The sequence below is a fragment of the Thioalkalivibrio sp. ALMg11 genome, assembly GCF_000377905.1.
Taxonomy (GTDB): Bacteria; Pseudomonadota; Gammaproteobacteria; order Ectothiorhodospirales; family Ectothiorhodospiraceae; genus Thioalkalivibrio.
The window spans coordinates 357120-372736 of record NZ_KB898871.1; the positions used below are offsets into that span (position 1 = coordinate 357120).

Sequence of the window (15617 nt, forward strand, 5' to 3'; positions counted from 1 at the left end):
GTCCGGCCGGGTCGTACCCGCAGGGGTTCCCTCGCACGGACGGGTTCGGCAGAATCGGGCCCGAACCACAAAAAAGACAAGGGAATGCCATGCGTCATCTACTGATTGCCGCCGGGGCCGGGCTGCTGCTTGCGAGCGGCTGCGCCTCCAACGAGACCCGTTCCACCGATTCCGGGGATGCTGCGGCCACGCAGACGGACGCCCCGGCCGCCACCGTCGAGGTCGCGGCGGATGCGGCGGTGATCCGGGTTGCGCACGCGGTGCCCTACAGCGCCGATGCCACCATCGCCAACAACATCCGCCAGGAGTGCAACCTGGAGGAACAGTTCTCCGAGTTCATCGAGCACTACGGGGCCGATCAGGGCATCCGCTTCCAGCGCAGCCAGGATCTCGATCCGGCGGCGGGTGGCCAGGTGCTGATGGTCGAGCTGACCAACGCAGTCAGCGGTGGCAACGCCTGGATCGGCCACCGCAAGGTCACCGAGGCGGCGGGCACGCTGTACGCGGACGGCGAGGAGCAGGCCAGCTTCACCTCGCGGCGCTTCTCCGGCGGCGGGGCGTTCGGCGGCTTCAAGGGCTCGTGTTCGGTGCTGGGACGTACCGTGCAGGTGATGGGTCGCGACATCGCGGCCTGGTCGACGGCGCCGGAGGATGGCGCCCACCTGGGCGACTAGCCCGCGCAGGGATTCGCGTTCGAAGCATCGGGCAGCCCGCCCGGGTCGGCCACCCGATGCATCCAATCGACCAGACGGGTGGCCGTGGTCTGCCAGTCGGGCGCGTGCAGGAGCAGATGCGGCCAGTCGGGATCGGTCCAGACCTCGGCCTGCCCCTGCGGATGCGCGCGGGCGGCGGCGCAGACCGATTCCCGCAGGATCGTGCCGTCCTGCTCGCCCCACAGATACACCACCGGCACCGCGACGCGGTCGATGTGGTCGGTGGCGTACTGTGCCAACCAGACGACGCCGGCATAGGTATCCATGCGGACGCGGCGGATGATCTGTGGGTCCCTGGAGAAACGCTCGACTGCCTCCGGTGCGAGGCTGTCGGAATAGCTGGGATTGATGGTGAAGGTGAGCCCTGCGGCCAGAACCTCGCCGGTGCGTACGGCGGCATCCCAGAAACCGCGCGCGGGGATCCCGCCACGCAGGCCCGGGGCAACGGCCATGACCCCGGCGACCTTCAGCTCGGGGTGAGTGGCGAGGCTCGCTAACGCGGCGGACCCGCCCATGCTCTCCCCCAGCAGGAAGACCGGCCGCTCGGGGTGCTCCGCTCGCGCTGCTCGAACCATGGTGGCTACATCGCTGATCAATGGCTCGGCACCCGGCCAGCGGCCGTGCGGCTGGCTCGTGCCATGGCCACGCTGATCCAGCGCCTGGACACTGTAGCCGCGATCGGCCAGCCAGGGGCCCAGGGCTTCATAGGCACCGGCGTGATCGCGGAAGCTGTGCAGGGCGATCACCACCGCGATGGGTTCTTCGGCCGACCAGCGGCGGACGCGCTCGGGGGCAATCGGTACGTCCGTGTGGGCTTCCTTCACTGGGGTCCCCGCCGCGCGCACGATTTCAGGCTCCGGGGTCGCCGCGCAGGCGGTCAGGGTCAGTACCAGCACGGCCAGGAGACCGGCTACACCCGGGGTTCGGCGGCGCGTCACGGCTCATAGCCCCAGTTCATCCCAGATCTCGTCCACGCGGCGCTTGACCGCCTCGTCCATGGCAATCGGCCGGCCCCACTCGCGGGTGGTCTCGCCCGGCCACTTGGACGTCGCATCCATGCCCATCTTCGATCCCAGGCCCGAGACCGGCGAGGCAAAGTCGAGGTAGTCGATGGGCGTGTTCTCCACCAGGGTGGTGTCGCGGGCCGGGTCCATGCGCGTGGTGATGGCCCAGATCACGTCTTTCCAATCGCGGGTGTTCACGTCGTCGTCGACCACGATCACGAACTTGGTGTACATGAACTGACGCAGGAAGGACCACACACCCATCATCACGCGCTTGGCGTGGCCCGGGTACTGCTTGCGCATGGAGACGACAGCCAGGCGGTAGGAACAACCCTCGGGCGGCAGGTAGAAGTCCACGATCTCCGGGAACTGCTTCTGCAGGATGGGAATGAACACCTCGTTCAGGGCCACCCCGAGCACGGCGGGCTCGTCCGGCGGGCGCCCGGTGTAGGTGGAATGGTAGATCGGCTGATCGCGATGGGTGATGCGGTCGATGGTGAAGACCGGGAATTCGTCCACCTCGTTGTAGTAACCAGTGTGATCCCCGAACGGGCCTTCGGGGGCGGTATCCCCCGGGTGGATATGCCCCTCGAGGACGAACTCGGCCGAGGCCGGGACCTCCAGGTCGGAACCGATGCAACGGGTGACCTCGGTGCGACTGCCACGCAACAAGCCGGCGAAGGCGTACTCCGACAGGGTGTCCGGCACCGGGGTCACAGCGCCGAGGATGGTGGCTGGATCGGCACCCAGGGCCACAGCGATGGGGAAGGGCTCGCCGGGGTGCGCCTGGCACCACTCGCGAAAATCGAGCGCACCGCCACGATGCGACAGCCAGCGCATGATCACGCGATTGCGCCCAATGACCTGCTGGCGATAGATCCCGAGGTTCTGGCGCGACTTCTCCGGGCCACGGGTGACCACCAGGCCCCAGGTAATCAGCGGGCCGGCGTCTTCCGGCCAGCAGGTCTGGACCGGGAGTTGGTCGAGATCAACCGCATCGCCCTCCAGCACATGGCGCTGACAGGGCGCCCCACGGACCTTCTTCGGCGCCATGTCCAGCACCTTGCGAAAGATCGGTAGCTGTTCCCAGGCCGCCTTGAAGCCCTTGGGCGGATCCGGCTGCTTCAGGAAGGCGAGCAGGCGCCCGACCTCGCGCAGGGCCTCCACAGAATCCTCGCCCATGCCCATGGCCACCCGCTCCGGGGTGCCGAACAGGTTGGCGAGCACCGGGATGTCGGAGCCGGTGGGGTTTTCGAACAGCAGGGCCGGGCCGCCGGCGCGCAGGACGCGGTCGGCGATCTCGGTCATCTCCAGGTTCGGGTCCACCTCGCGGGTGATGCGGCGCAGCTCGCCGCGCTGTTCGAGGCCATCAATGAAATCGCGCAGATCCTTGTACTTCACGGGGTCTCCCTCGGGAATGGCCGGTTGGTGCGACCCGGGCCAGGGTTAGGCGGAGAATTCCGCCCAGACCGGGGCATGGTCGGACGGACGCTCCCAGCCACGCGGTTCGCGGTCGATGCCCGCGGCCTGCAGGCGAGCCTGCAATGGAGCGCTGGCCAGGACCAGGTCGATGCGCAGGCCACGATTGCGACGGAAGGACGCAGCTCGATAATCGAACCAGGAGTACTCCTCCGCGGGCTGCTCGAAGGCACGGAAGGTATCCGTGAGGCCGAGATCGGTGAACGCGGTCAGGGCCTCGCGTTCCGGCGTGGAGCAAAGGATGCGCTCGTGCCAGGCCTCGGGATCGTGCACGTCGCGATCATCCGGGGCGATGTTGAAGTCGCCGAGGACCACGAGATTCGGGTGCTTCGCGATCTCGTCGGCCAGCCAGGCATGTAGCCGTGCCAACCAATCCAGCTTGTAGGCGTATTTCTCGGTACCGACGTTCTCGCCGTTCACTACATACAGGTTAACCACGCGAACCGCACCGATGGTGGCGGCCAGGATGCGCCGCTGCGCATCCTCGAGCCCGGGCGGATCGGTGACCACGTCGGTGGCCTCGGTGCGCGAGATGATGGCGACGCCGTTGTAGGTCTTCTGCCCGGAGAACACGACCTGGTAGCCCGCATCGCGGATGGCCGTGGCCGGAAAGTTCTCGTCGGTCAGCTTGGTCTCCTGCAGGGCCAGGACGTCGGTCCGCGAGCTCCCCAGCCAGTCGAGGACCTGCGGCAGACGGACCTTGAGCGAATTGACGTTCCAGCTGGCAATCTTCACGCGGCTTTTTCCTCCAGGCCGCTATGACGCAACAGCGCATCGATCTGCGGATCGCGCCCGCGGAAGGCTCGGAAGGACTCCGCGGCCGGGCGCGAGGCCCCGGCCTCGAGGATCTCGCGCAGGTAGGCCGCCCCCACCTCGGGCGAGAACAGACCTTCCTCTTCGAAGCGCCCGAATGCGTCAGCCGACAGGACCTCGGCCCACTTGTAGCTGTAGTACCCCGCGGCATAACCGCCGGCAAAGATGTGGCCGAAGCCGTGGGCAAAGCGATTGAACTCCGGCGGATGAACCACCGCGATCTCCTGGCGCACGGTCTCCAGGAGGCGCTGGATGTTCGCGGCCTCCGCAGGGGCGGGCCCGGCATGCAGGCGCATGTCGAAGAGAGAGAACTCGACCTGGCGCAAGAGCTGCAACGCCGCGTGGAAGTGGCGCGTCCCCTGCAGGCGCTGGAAGAGGTCCTCGGGCATCGCCTCGCCAGTCTCGTGATGGCGCGCGAACAGATCCAGCGCCTCGCGTTCCCAGCACCAGTTCTCCATGAACTGGCTGGGGAGTTCGACCGCATCCCATTCAACGCCGTTGATGCCGGCGATGTCGGGTTCGTCCACCCGGGTCAGCATGTGATGCAGGCCGTGCCCGAACTCGTGGAACAGGGTGATCACTTCGTCATGGGTGAACAGGGCCGGCCTGCCGTCGACCGGCGGGGTCGAGTTGCAGGTCATGTAGGCGACCGGCAGCTGGGCGCGGTCCTCGGAGATGAAGCGGTTGCGGCAGACATCCATCCAGGCCCCGCCGCGCTTGTTCTTACGGGCGTATAGATCGAAGTAGAAGCCGGCACGTTCGATTCCATTCGCGTCATATATGCGATAGAACTGGACGTCGTCGTGCCAGGTCTCGATGCTGTCGTCGGGCTCGAAGCGGACCTGGAACAGGCGCTGGACCAGACCAAACAAGCCGCTGACCGCCCGGTCGGCGGGGAAGTAGGGCTTCAGCATCTCCTGGCTGAGGCCCAGGCGCCGTTCGCGCATTTTCTCGGCCGCGAAGGCCATGTCCCAGGCCTCCAGGGTTTCCAGGTCAAGTTCATCACGCGCAAATGCGCGCAACTCGTCCAGGTCGCGCTCGGCCTGGGGGCGCGCGCGGTGAGCCAGATCCTGCAGGAAGCCTTCGACCTGCTCGGCGCTATCGGCCATTTTGGTCGCGAGCGAGCGCTCGGCATAGTGGCCAAAGCCTGTCAGATGCGCCTTTTCCTCCCGCAATTGGAGGATCTCGACCATGATCTCGCTGTTGTCGTGATTGCCGGCGCCGGGCCCGAGGTCAGACGCCCGCGTCGTGAATGCCTCGTAGACGCGGTGACGCAGGTCGCGATCCCTGGCGTGGGTCATGACCGCCAGGTAGCTGGGAATGTCGAGGGTCACGACAAAGCCCGTCTGGTCGTGATCACGCGCGTTCTGCGCCAGCATCGCCTGGTCGGACTCGGAGATGCCGGCGAGCGCGGCGGGATCATCGGTCTGCCAGGTCCAGGCCTGGGTGGCGTCCAGCACGTTCTCTTCGAAACGTGCAGTCAGCTCCGACAGGCGGGCGTTGATGGCTCGCAGGCGTTCGCGCTCGGCTTCGGGCAGATCGACGCCGCTCAGATGGAAATCGCGCAGCATGTCATCCAGCACCTTTCGCCGCTGGAGCGACACCTGCGCGTACTCTTCGCTGTCGGCCAGGCACCGCACCGCCCGGTACAGGCCCTGATGCTGCGAGACCCAGCTTCCGTAGTCCGACAACAGAGGGAGGCTGGCGTTGTATGCCGCACGAATCTCGGGACCGTTCATGACCGCATTGAGGTGACCGACCGGAGACCATACGGCATCCAGGCGCGTGTCCAGCGCCTGCAGCGGCAGGACCAGCGTGGCCCAGGTCGGCTGATCCCCGACGGCCTCGACCAGGCGATCGATCTCCGCGCGATTCTCCACCAGGACGGTTTCCACTGCGGGCAGGACATGTTCGGGTTCGATCGAGCGAAAGGCGGGCAGCCGGTCGGTCTGCAGCAAGGGGTTGGACACGGTATCTCCAGGGGTCGGGCCAGCAGTGGATTATGCCATTCGGACAGGGAGCCCGGCAGGGCGTTCCCCGCAACTCGGGCGTCGGGGCGAAGCTTACGGCCGCGGCGGACGCACGGGGTGAAAGACGGTATGGCCGGCGAGGCGCGCGAGCAGTCCGTAGGCCCACTGGCGGCGCAACGCAGCATAGGTATCCACCGCGGCATTGTAGCGTCCCAGGGCGTCAGTAATTGCCTGGTCCAGTGCCGCTACCCGAGAGGCGAGTCGATCGGGCGAACTCGATACAATATTATCATTATCAATGAGTTGTATGCGTATCCCGTCCCATTCGGCGCGGATGGTGCGTTCGCCCTGGGCCAGACCTGGAAGATCGCCGCTGCGTCGCGCTCGCTCCTGTTCCTGTACCACCTGTCGGAGTGCCCGCAGGTCCAGGGGCGGATCGTCCCGGGTCGCGGTACAAGCCCGGTCCAACAGGCCATTGCGTTGGGTGAGCAGCGTATCGAGTCGATCCCAGGCCGCAACGACCCGGCGTTCATGGACCGCAAGATGGGTGTACAGGCGAAACGTGACCAGCGCCAGAATCACCAGGAGCAGGAGTACGCCCAGGACCTGCATGGTGCCGGCGGGATCCGTACCTTGGGAGCGAGAACGTCAGATATCGACGTTCTCGGCACTGAGTGCTCGCGACTCGATAAATTCGCGGCGGGGCTCGACCTGATCGCCCATCAGGGTGGTGAAGATTTCGTCGGCACGGATGGCATCTTCGACCCGGACCTGGAGAAGACGGCGGGATTCCGGATTCATCGTGGTGTCCCAAAGCTGGTCGGGATTCATCTCGCCTAGACCCTTGTAGCGCTGGGTTGCCAGACCGCGGCGCCCTTCCTGCAGGAGCCATTCCATGGCTGCGGAAAAGCCCTCGATCACATGGACGCGCTCCCCGCGCTTCATGTACGCACCTTCGTCGAGAAGGGCATTCAGCCGGGCGGACAGGTCGAGTACCGCCTGAAAGTCACGCGATGCCAGGGTGTCATCCGTGATGTACTGCGAGAGGGCTGCGCCGTGTTCGATGCGGTCCAGGCTCAGCTGGGCCGTGCCTTCATGCTGCGTCACCGGTCCCAGGCTGTAGCGGGTTGCACCCGCCTTTTCGCTGGATAGATTCTCCAGGATGCGTGCAAACCACGCCTGAACCGCGGCGTTGGTCACGCTTCGGGGCTCGGGGATCGCGTCGGCCTCGAGCATCGCCCAGAGGATCCGCGAGTCGTACATCCGGCCCAGGCGCTGCACAGCGCGCGCGGCCTTTTGATAGCCCTTCACCAGGTCCTCGAAGGCCTCACCGGTAATCGGAGGTGCTTCCGGGCTGGGATAGAGCGCGGCGCCGTCCAGGGCGAGGGAGATCACGATCTCGCCCATTTCCGCCTCGTCGCGCACGTACTGCTCGCGCTTGCCGCGCTTGATCTTGTACAGCGGAGGTTGCGCGATATACACGTGGCCGCGCTCGATCAGTTCCGGCATTTGGCGGAAGAAGAAGGTCAGGAGCAGGGTACGGATGTGAGAGCCGTCCACGTCCGCGTCAGTCATGATGATAATGCGGTGATAACGCAGCTTGTCCGGATCGTACTCGTCCTTGCCAATACCACAGCCCAGCGCGGTAATGAGAGTACCGACCTCGGCCGAACCCAGCATGCGGTCAAAGCGCGCCCGCTCGACATTCAGGATCTTGCCCTTGAGCGGCAGAATGGCCTGGAAATGGCGATCGCGACCCTGCTTGGCCGAACCACCGGCGGAATCTCCCTCCACCAGGTACAGCTCGGACTGTGCCGGGTCCTTCTCCTGACAGTCGGCCAGCTTGCCCGGAAGACCGGCAATATCCAGCGCTCCCTTGCGGCGGGTGACCTCGCGCGCCTTGCGGGCGGCCTCTCGCGCCCGCGCGGCATCCAGCACCTTCTCGGTGATGGCCTTGGCCTCCTGCGGGTGTTCCAGCAGGAAGTTGTTGAGGGCGTCCGACAGCACGCTCTCAACGATCGGCTTGACCTCCGAGGAAACCAGTTTGTCCTTGGTCTGCGAGGAGAACTTGGGATCCGGCACCTTGACCGACAGCACGGCCGTGAGGCCTTCGCGCATGTCGTCGCCCGCAGTGGCGACCTTGGCCTTCTTGATCAGGCCCTCTTTCTCCAGGTACTGATTGATCGTTCGCGTAAGCGCGGCGCGGAAGCCCGCCATGTGCGAGCCACCGTCGCGTTGCGGAATGTTATTGGTGTAGCAGAAGATGTTCTCCTGGTAGGAGTCATTCCACTGCAGGGCGATTTCGACTGCGTAGTCCTCGCGCATCTGGTCAGCGTAGACGACCGTGGGATGCAGCGCGGTTTTCTTCTGATTCAGGTGTTCGACAAAGGCGCGGATGCCGCCTTCGAAGACAAAGGTCTCCTCGCGATTGTCCCGGTGATCACGCAGCGTGATGCGCACGCCCGAGTTCAGGAAGGACAGCTCGCGCAGGCGCTTGGCCAGGATCTCGTAGTGAAAGTTGATGTCGGTAAAGATGGTCGGGCTGGGACGGAACCAGATCTTCGTACCCTTGCGCTCGGTGGTTCCGGTGGTCGCCAGCGGCGCATCCGGCACCCCAAGGTGATAGATCTGCTGGTGGAGCTGACCGTCACGGTGGATATCCAGACGCAGCTCTTCCGACAGGGCATTCACAACCGAGACGCCCACGCCGTGCAGGCCGCCGGAGACCTTGTAGGAGTTGTTGTCGAACTTCCCACCCGCATGCAGCACCGTCATGATGACCTCGGCGGCCGACATGCCCTCTTCCTCATGGATATCCACGGGAATGCCGCGACCGTTGTCGGTGACAGAGACCGCATTGTCCTCGTGGATCGTGACCTCGATGCTGTCGCAGTGACCAGCCAGCGCCTCGTCGATCGAGTTATCGACAACCTCGAAGACCATGTGGTGCAGGCCTGTGCCGTCATCGGTATCACCGATGTACATGCCCGGTCGCTTGCGAACGGCATCCAGGCCCTTGAGGACGCGGATCTGAGAGGAATCGTAAACGGAGGGATCTTGGGCTTCAGTTTCGGACATGCGGGTCAATCATCCGGCCAGTTGCAGACACGCCAGTATAGCGCAAAGGCGGGGGGCACCGGTGAGGTCACGTACGGGGATCCAGGAGGGCGACGAGGGCAAAGGCCCGGGCGCCTCAAGCTGGGGATTCGGGCGTTACGCGACCATGTTTCACGTGGAACAATTGCCCTGCGGCATCACCGTCGAGTCCGGGGATATCATCTCCCACGGCGGTCACCAGGATCTGCCAGCCCGACGCACACAACCCGGCCATCAACCCCTCCACTGCCTCGCGATCCAGCTCAGAGACCACATCATCCAGCAGCATAACCGGCGCCCGCCCGGTCTCCGCCTCGAGCATCCTTGCCTGCCCGCCCACGAGGGCCGTGACCAGTCGCTTCTGCTCACCCCGGGAGGCCTCGGCGGCGAGACGACCCGCAAGCCGTAAATCGATGTCGGCTCGCTGCGGGCCCGCCTGCGCGAAGCCCCGTTCCTCGTCGCCCTCCCGGCTACGCTCCAGCGCCTCGCCCAGGCTTCGCTCCCGATCCCAGCCCATCCGCGGATTCAAGTTCAAATCGGCTAGCCGGTCCCCGAATCCAAACTGGCAGGCGGCCTCCGCAGTTGCCGCCTGCCAGGACCCCACGTAACGACGCCGCGCGTCACTGATCGCCTCGCCAAACTCCAGCCAGGGGCGCTCGAACTCACGCGCACCCGCACGGTCCCCAGCGCGCAAGGCGGCATTACGTTGATCATGGGCTCGCTTCCAGCGCTGCCACTGGGCCCGGTAACCCGGGATCGCATGGAAGCAACCCCAGTCCAACAGTCGCCTGCGCTCTTCCGGTCCGCCCGTCAGTAATTCGAAAGACCCGGCGTGCAGCGTTCGCGCCGGCAACCACTCGGCGACCGCCGCATGGCCCTCCATCCAGCGGCCATCGAGGCGCGACCGGCGTGCCCCATCCCAGGTAATCCCTAACCGATGCGAACCTCCGGCCGGGTCCTTCACCACCGCCCCAATCCATAACCCCTCGCCCCCGGTCCGCCCCACACGACGTAATTGCTGGGTACGGAACGAGCGCCCAGCCGCGAGGATATGCACTGCTTCTAGGATCGAGGTCTTGCCAGCGCCATTCGGCCCGACGAGCCGGTTGATTCCCGGCCCCAGCGTCAAGGCCTGTTCCTCAAGGTTGCGGACCCCCTGCCACCACAGCGACTCCAGCACGCAGACCCCGGGACTACAGGCGCATCGGCATCACCACGTAGCGCGCACCGCCCGGTGGTTCCGCCTGAATCAGGATCGACGAGTTCCCGTCGCGGAGCCCGATCCGAACCTGCTCGGTCTCAAGGACATTCAGCACGTCCGCCAGGTACCCGAGGTTGAACCCGATCTCCATCGGCCCCCCGTCGTATTCCGCCTCAACCGACTCCTGGGCCTCTTCGCGATCGGCGTTGTGCGTCATCACCTGGCAACCGTTGCCCCCCAGGGCCATGCGTACGCCGCGATACTTGTCACTCGCAACAATCGCCACCCGGCCCAGCGCCTGCTTCAGGACTTCCCGGTCGACCCGCAGCGTGGAGGGCAGATCCGAGGGAATGACCCGTTCGTAATCCGGGAAGCGGCCCTCGATCACCTTGCTGCGCAGCACCGCCTTGCCCAGTTCGAAAACCACCTGGTCTTCCCCGAATCCGATCCGGACCGTCGATTCGTCGTCGGCCAGATTGCGCCGCAGCTCCGCCACGGCCTTGCGCGGGACGATGCGTTCGACTCGGCCCTCGACCGGCTGCTCGAGTTCTACCTCGGCGAGCGCCAAACGATGCCCGTCCGTCGCGACCGCCCGCAGGCTGGTCCCACTAGCTACAAGCAGCAAGCCCTGAAGGTAATAGCGCACATCCTGTTGCGCCATCGAAAACATCGTGGATTCCAGCAGACGCCGCAGCCGGTTCTGCGGTACATCCAGAACGACCTCCGACCCTCGCGCTTCCCAGTCCGGGAAATCCGCGCCGGGCAGGGTCGCCAGGCTGAAGCGTGACCCGGCGAATCCCACAGTCATGCGCTCGCCTTCCACCCGAGCCCGAATCTCGCTGTCCCCCGGAGCGGCCTTCACGACATCCAGCAACTTGCGCACCGATACGGTGACATCGCATTCGCCAGGGATGGTGCCTTCCGCACCCGCCTGCCAGGCGAGTTCGAGATCGGTGGTGTCCATCCGGATCGCGCCGTTGTCGTCCGGTCGCAGACGCACATTCCCGAGGATCGGCATCGTCAATCGTTTTTCGGCCGCGCCCACAATCCGTTGCAGCGCTTCGGTCATCGTCTCGCGATTGAAAGACAGTTCCATGGCGATGTCCTGTATCTAGTGTTTAGATATTTAAATAGTAGTAATAAGGGGCACGTCGCCCTGTGCAGGAAACCCTAATTTCGATTCACAATCAGTTACTTGACGACGATTTTTAGCTCTCCCGAACCTCTGTGAAGCCTGTTCCCAACCTGTGGACAGTTTCGCGGTCCGCGTTTTCCACCTTTCCATACCGTTGTTGCACCCAGCTTATCCACAGCTTTGCCGCCGGTCGGATAGCCACTTCAGCTACTGAGGGTCCGCAGCAGATTCGAGTAATCCTCGTCCAGGCTGGCGTCCGCCTCGCGCAGTTCGGCGACCTTTCGGCAGGCATGGATGACCGTCGTGTGATCGCGCCCGCCGAAGGCCTGTCCGATCTCGGGCAGGCTGTGCTGGGTCAGTTCCTTTGCCAGTGCCATCGCGATCTGGCGCGGACGGGCAATCGATCGGCTGCGCCGGCTCGACAGCAGATCGGCCACCTTCACGCGATAGTAGTCCGCGACCGTCTTTTGGATATTCTCCAGTGTAATCAACTTGTTCTGTACCGCGAGAAGGTCGCGCAGCGCGTCCTTGGCAAACTCGACCGTGATCGGTTTCCCGGTAAAGTGCGCGTTGGCGATCACCCGTCGCAACGAGCCTTCCAGTTCGCGGATGTTGGAACGGATCCGCTTGCCCATGAAGAACGCGACCTCGGAGGGCAGCTCGATCCCCGCCTGTTCGGCCTTGCGCTGGAGGATGGCGACCCGGGTCTCCAGTTCCGGCGGATCGATCGCGATCGTCAGCCCCCAGCCGAAGCGTGACTTCAGCCGTTCCTCCAGCCCCTCGACCTCTTTCGGGTAGCGATCCGAGGTCAGGATGATCTGCTGCTGGCCCTCCAGCAGCGCGTTGAAGGTGTGGAAGAACTCCTCCTGGGAGCGTTCCTTGCCGGCAAAGAACTGGATGTCGTCGATCAGTAGCGCGTCGGCGGAGCGATAGTGCTGCTTGAACTCGTCGATCGCGTTGTGCTGCAGCGCCTTGATCATGTCCGCCACGAAGCGCTCGGAGTGCAGATAGATGATCCGCCCCTCGGGGTGCCGGGCCAGGATGCTGTGCCCGATGGCATGCATCAAATGGGTCTTGCCAAGCCCGACCCCGCCATAGATGAACAACGGGTTGTAGGCTACCCCGGGGTTTTCCGCGACCTGGAGGCTGGCTGCGCGCGCGAGCTGGTTCGACTTGCCCTCGACGAAGCTGTCGAAGGTGAAGGCTGGGTTCAGGTTGCTTACGGGCCCCTGGGGGCGTGGCGCAGTGCTTGCGCTCTTGTCTGAAGCACCGCGCTCATGGCGTGTCTCGCGACCACTGGGGGTCGGCGGTATCGGCAGTTGCGCACCGCCAATCCCGAGTCGCACGCGGCGCCCCTCCTGGCTATCCGCCGGCTGCAGTTCGCCCACGGTCTGCTCGATCGAGTCCAGCAGGTGATCGCGAACGTGTTCGAACACAAACTGGTTCGGCGCGAGCAGCCGTAGCCCGCCCTCCGACTCTTCGGCATGAAGCGGCCGCAGCCAGGTATTGAGTTGCTGTTCGCTGACCTTCCCCTGCAGGCGATCCAGACAGGCTGTCCACAGGGCATTGGCTGACACGCGTTCGTCTCCGGGGCGACGGGGTATTGGAAGCCACCGAGTCTACGCCGATGGAGGCACCCGGTGCCAGCGACTTCCCGACCCCCGAGATTGACTTTGCGCCCGGATGGCGCTAGTTTTCACCGCCCTTTAACCAAGCGTCACGGGAACTCTCATGAAGCGCACTTTTCAACCCAGCCGGCTCGTTCGCGCCCGCACGCACGGCTTCCGGGCCCGCATGGCCACCCGTGGTGGTCGCAAGGTTCTGAACGCCCGCCGCGCCAAGGGCCGCAAGCGCCTCTGCCCGTAATCCGGGCGGTGCGCCGGCTCCCGTGACCGCGGCGCCAGCTATCGAGACCTTTCCGCGCCGCGTCCGTCTGCTGACCGGTGCGGACTATCAGCGCGTCTTCAAGGATGCCCGGCGCCAGCGCGGTCGCGATCTGACCCTGCTCTATCGGCATTCGGAATCCGGCGAGGCGCGCCTGGGCCTAGCGATTGCCAAGCGGCATGTCCGCCAGGCATCGGACCGCAACCGGATCAAGCGCATCGTCCGCGAGGCCTTCCGCCGGCGCCGGGCCGGACTGCCACCGGTCGACATGATCGTGCTGGCCCGAGGCGGCGCGGCGACCACCGATCGCCGCGCCCTGCGCGCCGAGATCGACAGCCTGCTGGAACGTCTGCAATGACTCTGCCACGCAAGATCGCCCTGTTGCCCGTGCGGGCCTACCAGTACGGCATTTCGCCGTTCATGGCGCCCCACTGTCGTCATTACCCGACCTGCTCGGCCTATACCGTCGAGGCGGTCGAGACTCACGGGGTCCTGCGGGGCTTTTGGCTCGGTGTGCGGCGCATCCTGCGCTGCCATCCCTGGTCGCCCGGTGGCTATGATCCGGTCCCGCACCCGCGTTCCGATTCTCCCAGCACTCGACCCTCAAAGTAGTCGCGCTCATGGATAACCTTCGCCCCCTTTTGTGGCTGACCCTGGCCTTCGTCCTGTTCCTGATGTGGCAGGCCTGGAACCAGGATTACGGCAGCACATCCCAGCCGGACCTCGCCGCCGAGCGCGCCGCGGAAGACCCCGATGCCCGTCCGGAGGACGTGCCGGATGCGCCGCAATTCGAGTCGGAACCGGACGCGCGGGCGGCAGATGCCCCGCAGGTGAGCACCCTGCAGGAGCCGGACCGTCAGCAGATCACCGTGCGTACCGATACCCACGAGATCCTGATCGATAGCCGCGGGGGCACCCTGCTGCGCGCCGACCTGCTGCAGTATCCGCGGGACCTGCAGGACGATCCGCTGGTGCCGGTCCGCCTGTTCGACCATCGCGTGCGCGGCTATGTCGCCCAGAGTGGCCTGACCCACGACCGGGTGAATGACCAGTCAATGGAGGGGCGTGCACCGTCGCACCACGCCAATTTCCAGGTTGACCAGGACCGCTTCGAGCTCGCCGAAGGCCAGGAACAGCTCGAGGTCCCGCTGCGCTGGACCTCCGACGATGGCGAGATCGAGGTCACCAAGACCTACACCTTTACTCGTGACTCGCATCTGATCGAGCTGGACTACGAGGTCTCCAACCGGTCCGATTCCACCTGGAGCGGTCGCCAGTACCGACAGCTCCGCCACGGTCCGACGCCGGATCGGGAGTCCTGGTGGTTGTACACCTTCACCGGAGCGGCCTATTTCGACGGCAGTTACCAACGCGAAAGCCTCGAGTCTTTCCGCGACGACCCCATCCAGGCACGCATCCAGGGGGGCTGGATCGCGATGATTCAGCACTACTTCGTTTCCACCTGGGTCCCGGGTGAGGACGAGGTCAATGCGTTGTATGCCCGTGCCGTACCCAGCGATCTGGGTGACGAGTATCTGATTGGTCTGCACTCCGAATCGCGCCAGATCCCAGCGGGGAGCAGCGGCGAGTTCTCCACCCGGTTGTGGGTCGGACCCAAGCTCCAGGCAGAGCTCTCCGAGATCGCTCAGGGGCTGGAGCTTACGGCCGACTACGGCATTTTCACCTTCCTGTCCAAGCCGTTGTTCTGGCTGCTGGACAAGATCTACAGCGTGGTCGGGAACTGGGGCTGGGCCATCGTGCTGCTGACCATCCTGATCAAGCTGGCCTTCTTCAAGCTCTCCGCCACCAGCTACCGCTCCATGGCGCGCATGCGCAAGGTCGCGCCCAAGCTGCAGGCACTGAAGGAACGCTACAAGGACGACAAGCAGCGCATGAACCAGGCGCTGATGGACCTGTACAAGAAGGAGAAGATCAACCCGCTGGGTGGCTGTCTCCCGATCCTGGTGCAGATCCCGGTGTTCATCGCCCTGTACTGGGTACTGCTCGAGAGTGTGGAACTGCGCCAGGCGCCCTGGTGGCTGTGGATCCAGGACCTGTCCTCGCGCGATCCGTATTTCATCCTGCCGATCCTGATGGGCGTGTCCATGTTCGTGCAGTACAAGCTGAACCCGCCGCCGATGGACCCGGTGCAGCAGAAGATCTTCATGGCACTGCCGTTCGTGTTCACCGTGTTCTTCGCCTTCTTCCCGGCGGGTCTGGTGCTGTACTGGTTCACCAACAACCTGTTCTCCATCGCCCAGCAGTGGTACATCACGCGCAAGATCGAAGGCGGCGAGGATCCGGACAAGCAGAAGAGCTGAC

At 65.0% G+C, this 15617-nt stretch carries 14 protein-coding genes; 5 read left to right on the forward strand and 9 right to left on the reverse strand.

Features of this window, described 5'->3' with window-relative positions:
- Nucleotides 1-89: 89 nt before the first annotated feature.
- Nucleotides 90-674, forward strand: coding sequence for a hypothetical protein (locus tag D578_RS0101700; protein WP_018948287.1), 585 nt, complete (start codon nt 90-92; stop codon nt 672-674).
- On the opposite strand, the gene D578_RS0101705 is transcribed toward D578_RS0101700, so the two are convergent.
- The 9 genes from D578_RS0101705 to dnaA all read right to left on the reverse strand — a co-directional run bounded on the left by D578_RS0101705 (nt 671) and on the right by dnaA (nt 12988).
- On the reverse strand, nt 671-1651 hold the full coding sequence (locus D578_RS0101705) for an alpha/beta fold hydrolase (protein WP_026289121.1): 981 nt from the start codon (nt 1649-1651) through the stop codon (nt 671-673). The genes D578_RS0101700 and D578_RS0101705 overlap by 4 nt on opposite strands.
- Before the next feature lie 3 nt (nt 1652-1654).
- Nucleotides 1655-3118 carry a 4-hydroxy-3-polyprenylbenzoate decarboxylase gene (gene ubiD / locus D578_RS0101710; RefSeq protein ID WP_018948289.1) on the reverse strand — a complete coding sequence of 488 codons (1464 nt, stop codon included), beginning with the start codon at nt 3116-3118 and terminating at the stop codon, nt 1655-1657.
- A 45-nt stretch (nt 3119-3163) separates the two neighbouring features.
- Nucleotides 3164-3931, reverse strand: a complete 768-nt coding sequence (gene xth / locus D578_RS0101715; protein WP_018948290.1) for an exodeoxyribonuclease III — start codon at nt 3929-3931, stop codon at nt 3164-3166.
- Nucleotides 3928-5979 (reverse strand): M3 family metallopeptidase, encoded by a 2052-nt coding sequence (locus tag D578_RS0101720; RefSeq protein WP_018948291.1) that lies wholly within the window; start codon nt 5977-5979, stop codon nt 3928-3930. Before D578_RS0101720 ends, xth begins: the two co-directional genes overlap by 4 nt.
- Before the next feature lie 93 nt (nt 5980-6072).
- A complete protein-coding gene (locus D578_RS0101725; RefSeq protein ID WP_018948292.1) occupies nt 6073-6591 on the reverse strand; it encodes a hypothetical protein in 519 nt (172 codons plus the stop codon).
- Nucleotides 6592-6627: 36 nt separating this feature from the next.
- On the reverse strand, nt 6628-9057 hold the full coding sequence (gene gyrB, locus D578_RS0101730; protein ID WP_018948293.1) for a DNA topoisomerase (ATP-hydrolyzing) subunit B: 2430 nt from the start codon (nt 9055-9057) through the stop codon (nt 6628-6630).
- 115 nt (nt 9058-9172) lie between these two features.
- Complete coding sequence (locus D578_RS0101735; RefSeq protein ID WP_018948294.1) at nt 9173-10255, reverse strand: DNA replication/repair protein RecF; 1083 nt, start codon at nt 10253-10255, stop codon at nt 9173-9175.
- Between the two features lie 13 nt (nt 10256-10268).
- On the reverse strand, nt 10269-11372 hold the full coding sequence (dnaN, locus tag D578_RS0101740; RefSeq protein ID WP_018948295.1) for a DNA polymerase III subunit beta: 1104 nt from the start codon (nt 11370-11372) through the stop codon (nt 10269-10271).
- A 242-nt stretch (nt 11373-11614) separates the two neighbouring features.
- The gene (gene dnaA, locus D578_RS0101745) at nt 11615-12988 is read right to left on the reverse strand and encodes a chromosomal replication initiator protein DnaA (RefSeq protein ID WP_018948296.1); all 1374 of its coding nucleotides are present in this window, start codon (nt 12986-12988) and stop codon (nt 11615-11617) included.
- A gap of 154 nt (nt 12989-13142) precedes the next feature.
- On the opposite strand from dnaA, the gene rpmH reads away from it, so the two are divergent.
- From rpmH to yidC, 4 genes are read left to right on the forward strand one after another with little or no spacing between them, the layout of a single operon-like run.
- Complete coding sequence (gene rpmH / locus D578_RS0101750; protein WP_018141118.1) at nt 13143-13277, forward strand: 50S ribosomal protein L34; 135 nt, start codon at nt 13143-13145, stop codon at nt 13275-13277.
- 22 nt (nt 13278-13299) lie between these two features.
- Nucleotides 13300-13653, forward strand: coding sequence for a ribonuclease P protein component (gene rnpA / locus D578_RS0101755; RefSeq protein ID WP_018948297.1), 354 nt, complete (start codon nt 13300-13302; stop codon nt 13651-13653).
- Complete coding sequence (gene yidD, locus D578_RS0101760) at nt 13650-13907, forward strand: membrane protein insertion efficiency factor YidD (protein WP_018948298.1); 258 nt, start codon at nt 13650-13652, stop codon at nt 13905-13907. The genes rnpA and yidD overlap by 4 nt, the downstream gene beginning before the upstream one ends.
- Before the next feature lie 8 nt (nt 13908-13915).
- The gene (gene yidC / locus D578_RS0101765; RefSeq protein ID WP_042798305.1) at nt 13916-15616 is read left to right on the forward strand and encodes a membrane protein insertase YidC; all 1701 of its coding nucleotides are present in this window, start codon (nt 13916-13918) and stop codon (nt 15614-15616) included.
- Nucleotide 15617: the final 1 nt, after the last annotated feature.

What these genes read in the sequence shown, in the direction of transcription:
- D578_RS0101700 (WP_018948287.1), top strand. Translation starts at nt 90, where the DNA reads ATGCGTCATCTACTGATTGCCGCCGGGGCCGGGCTGCTGCTTGCGAGC.
- rpmH (WP_018141118.1), top strand. Translation starts at nt 13,143, where the DNA reads ATGAAGCGCACTTTTCAACCCAGCCGGCTCGTTCGCGCCCGCACGCAC.
- yidC (WP_042798305.1), top strand. Translation starts at nt 13,916, where the DNA reads ATGGATAACCTTCGCCCCCTTTTGTGGCTGACCCTGGCCTTCGTCCTG.
- yidD (WP_018948298.1), top strand. Translation starts at nt 13,650, where the DNA reads ATGACTCTGCCACGCAAGATCGCCCTGTTGCCCGTGCGGGCCTACCAG.
- D578_RS0101725 (WP_018948292.1), bottom strand. Translation starts at nt 6,591, where the DNA reads ATGCAGGTCCTGGGCGTACTCCTGCTCCTGGTGATTCTGGCGCTGGTC.
- dnaN (WP_018948295.1), bottom strand. Translation starts at nt 11,372, where the DNA reads ATGGAACTGTCTTTCAATCGCGAGACGATGACCGAAGCGCTGCAACGG.
- gyrB (WP_018948293.1), bottom strand. Translation starts at nt 9,057, where the DNA reads ATGTCCGAAACTGAAGCCCAAGATCCCTCCGTTTACGATTCCTCTCAG.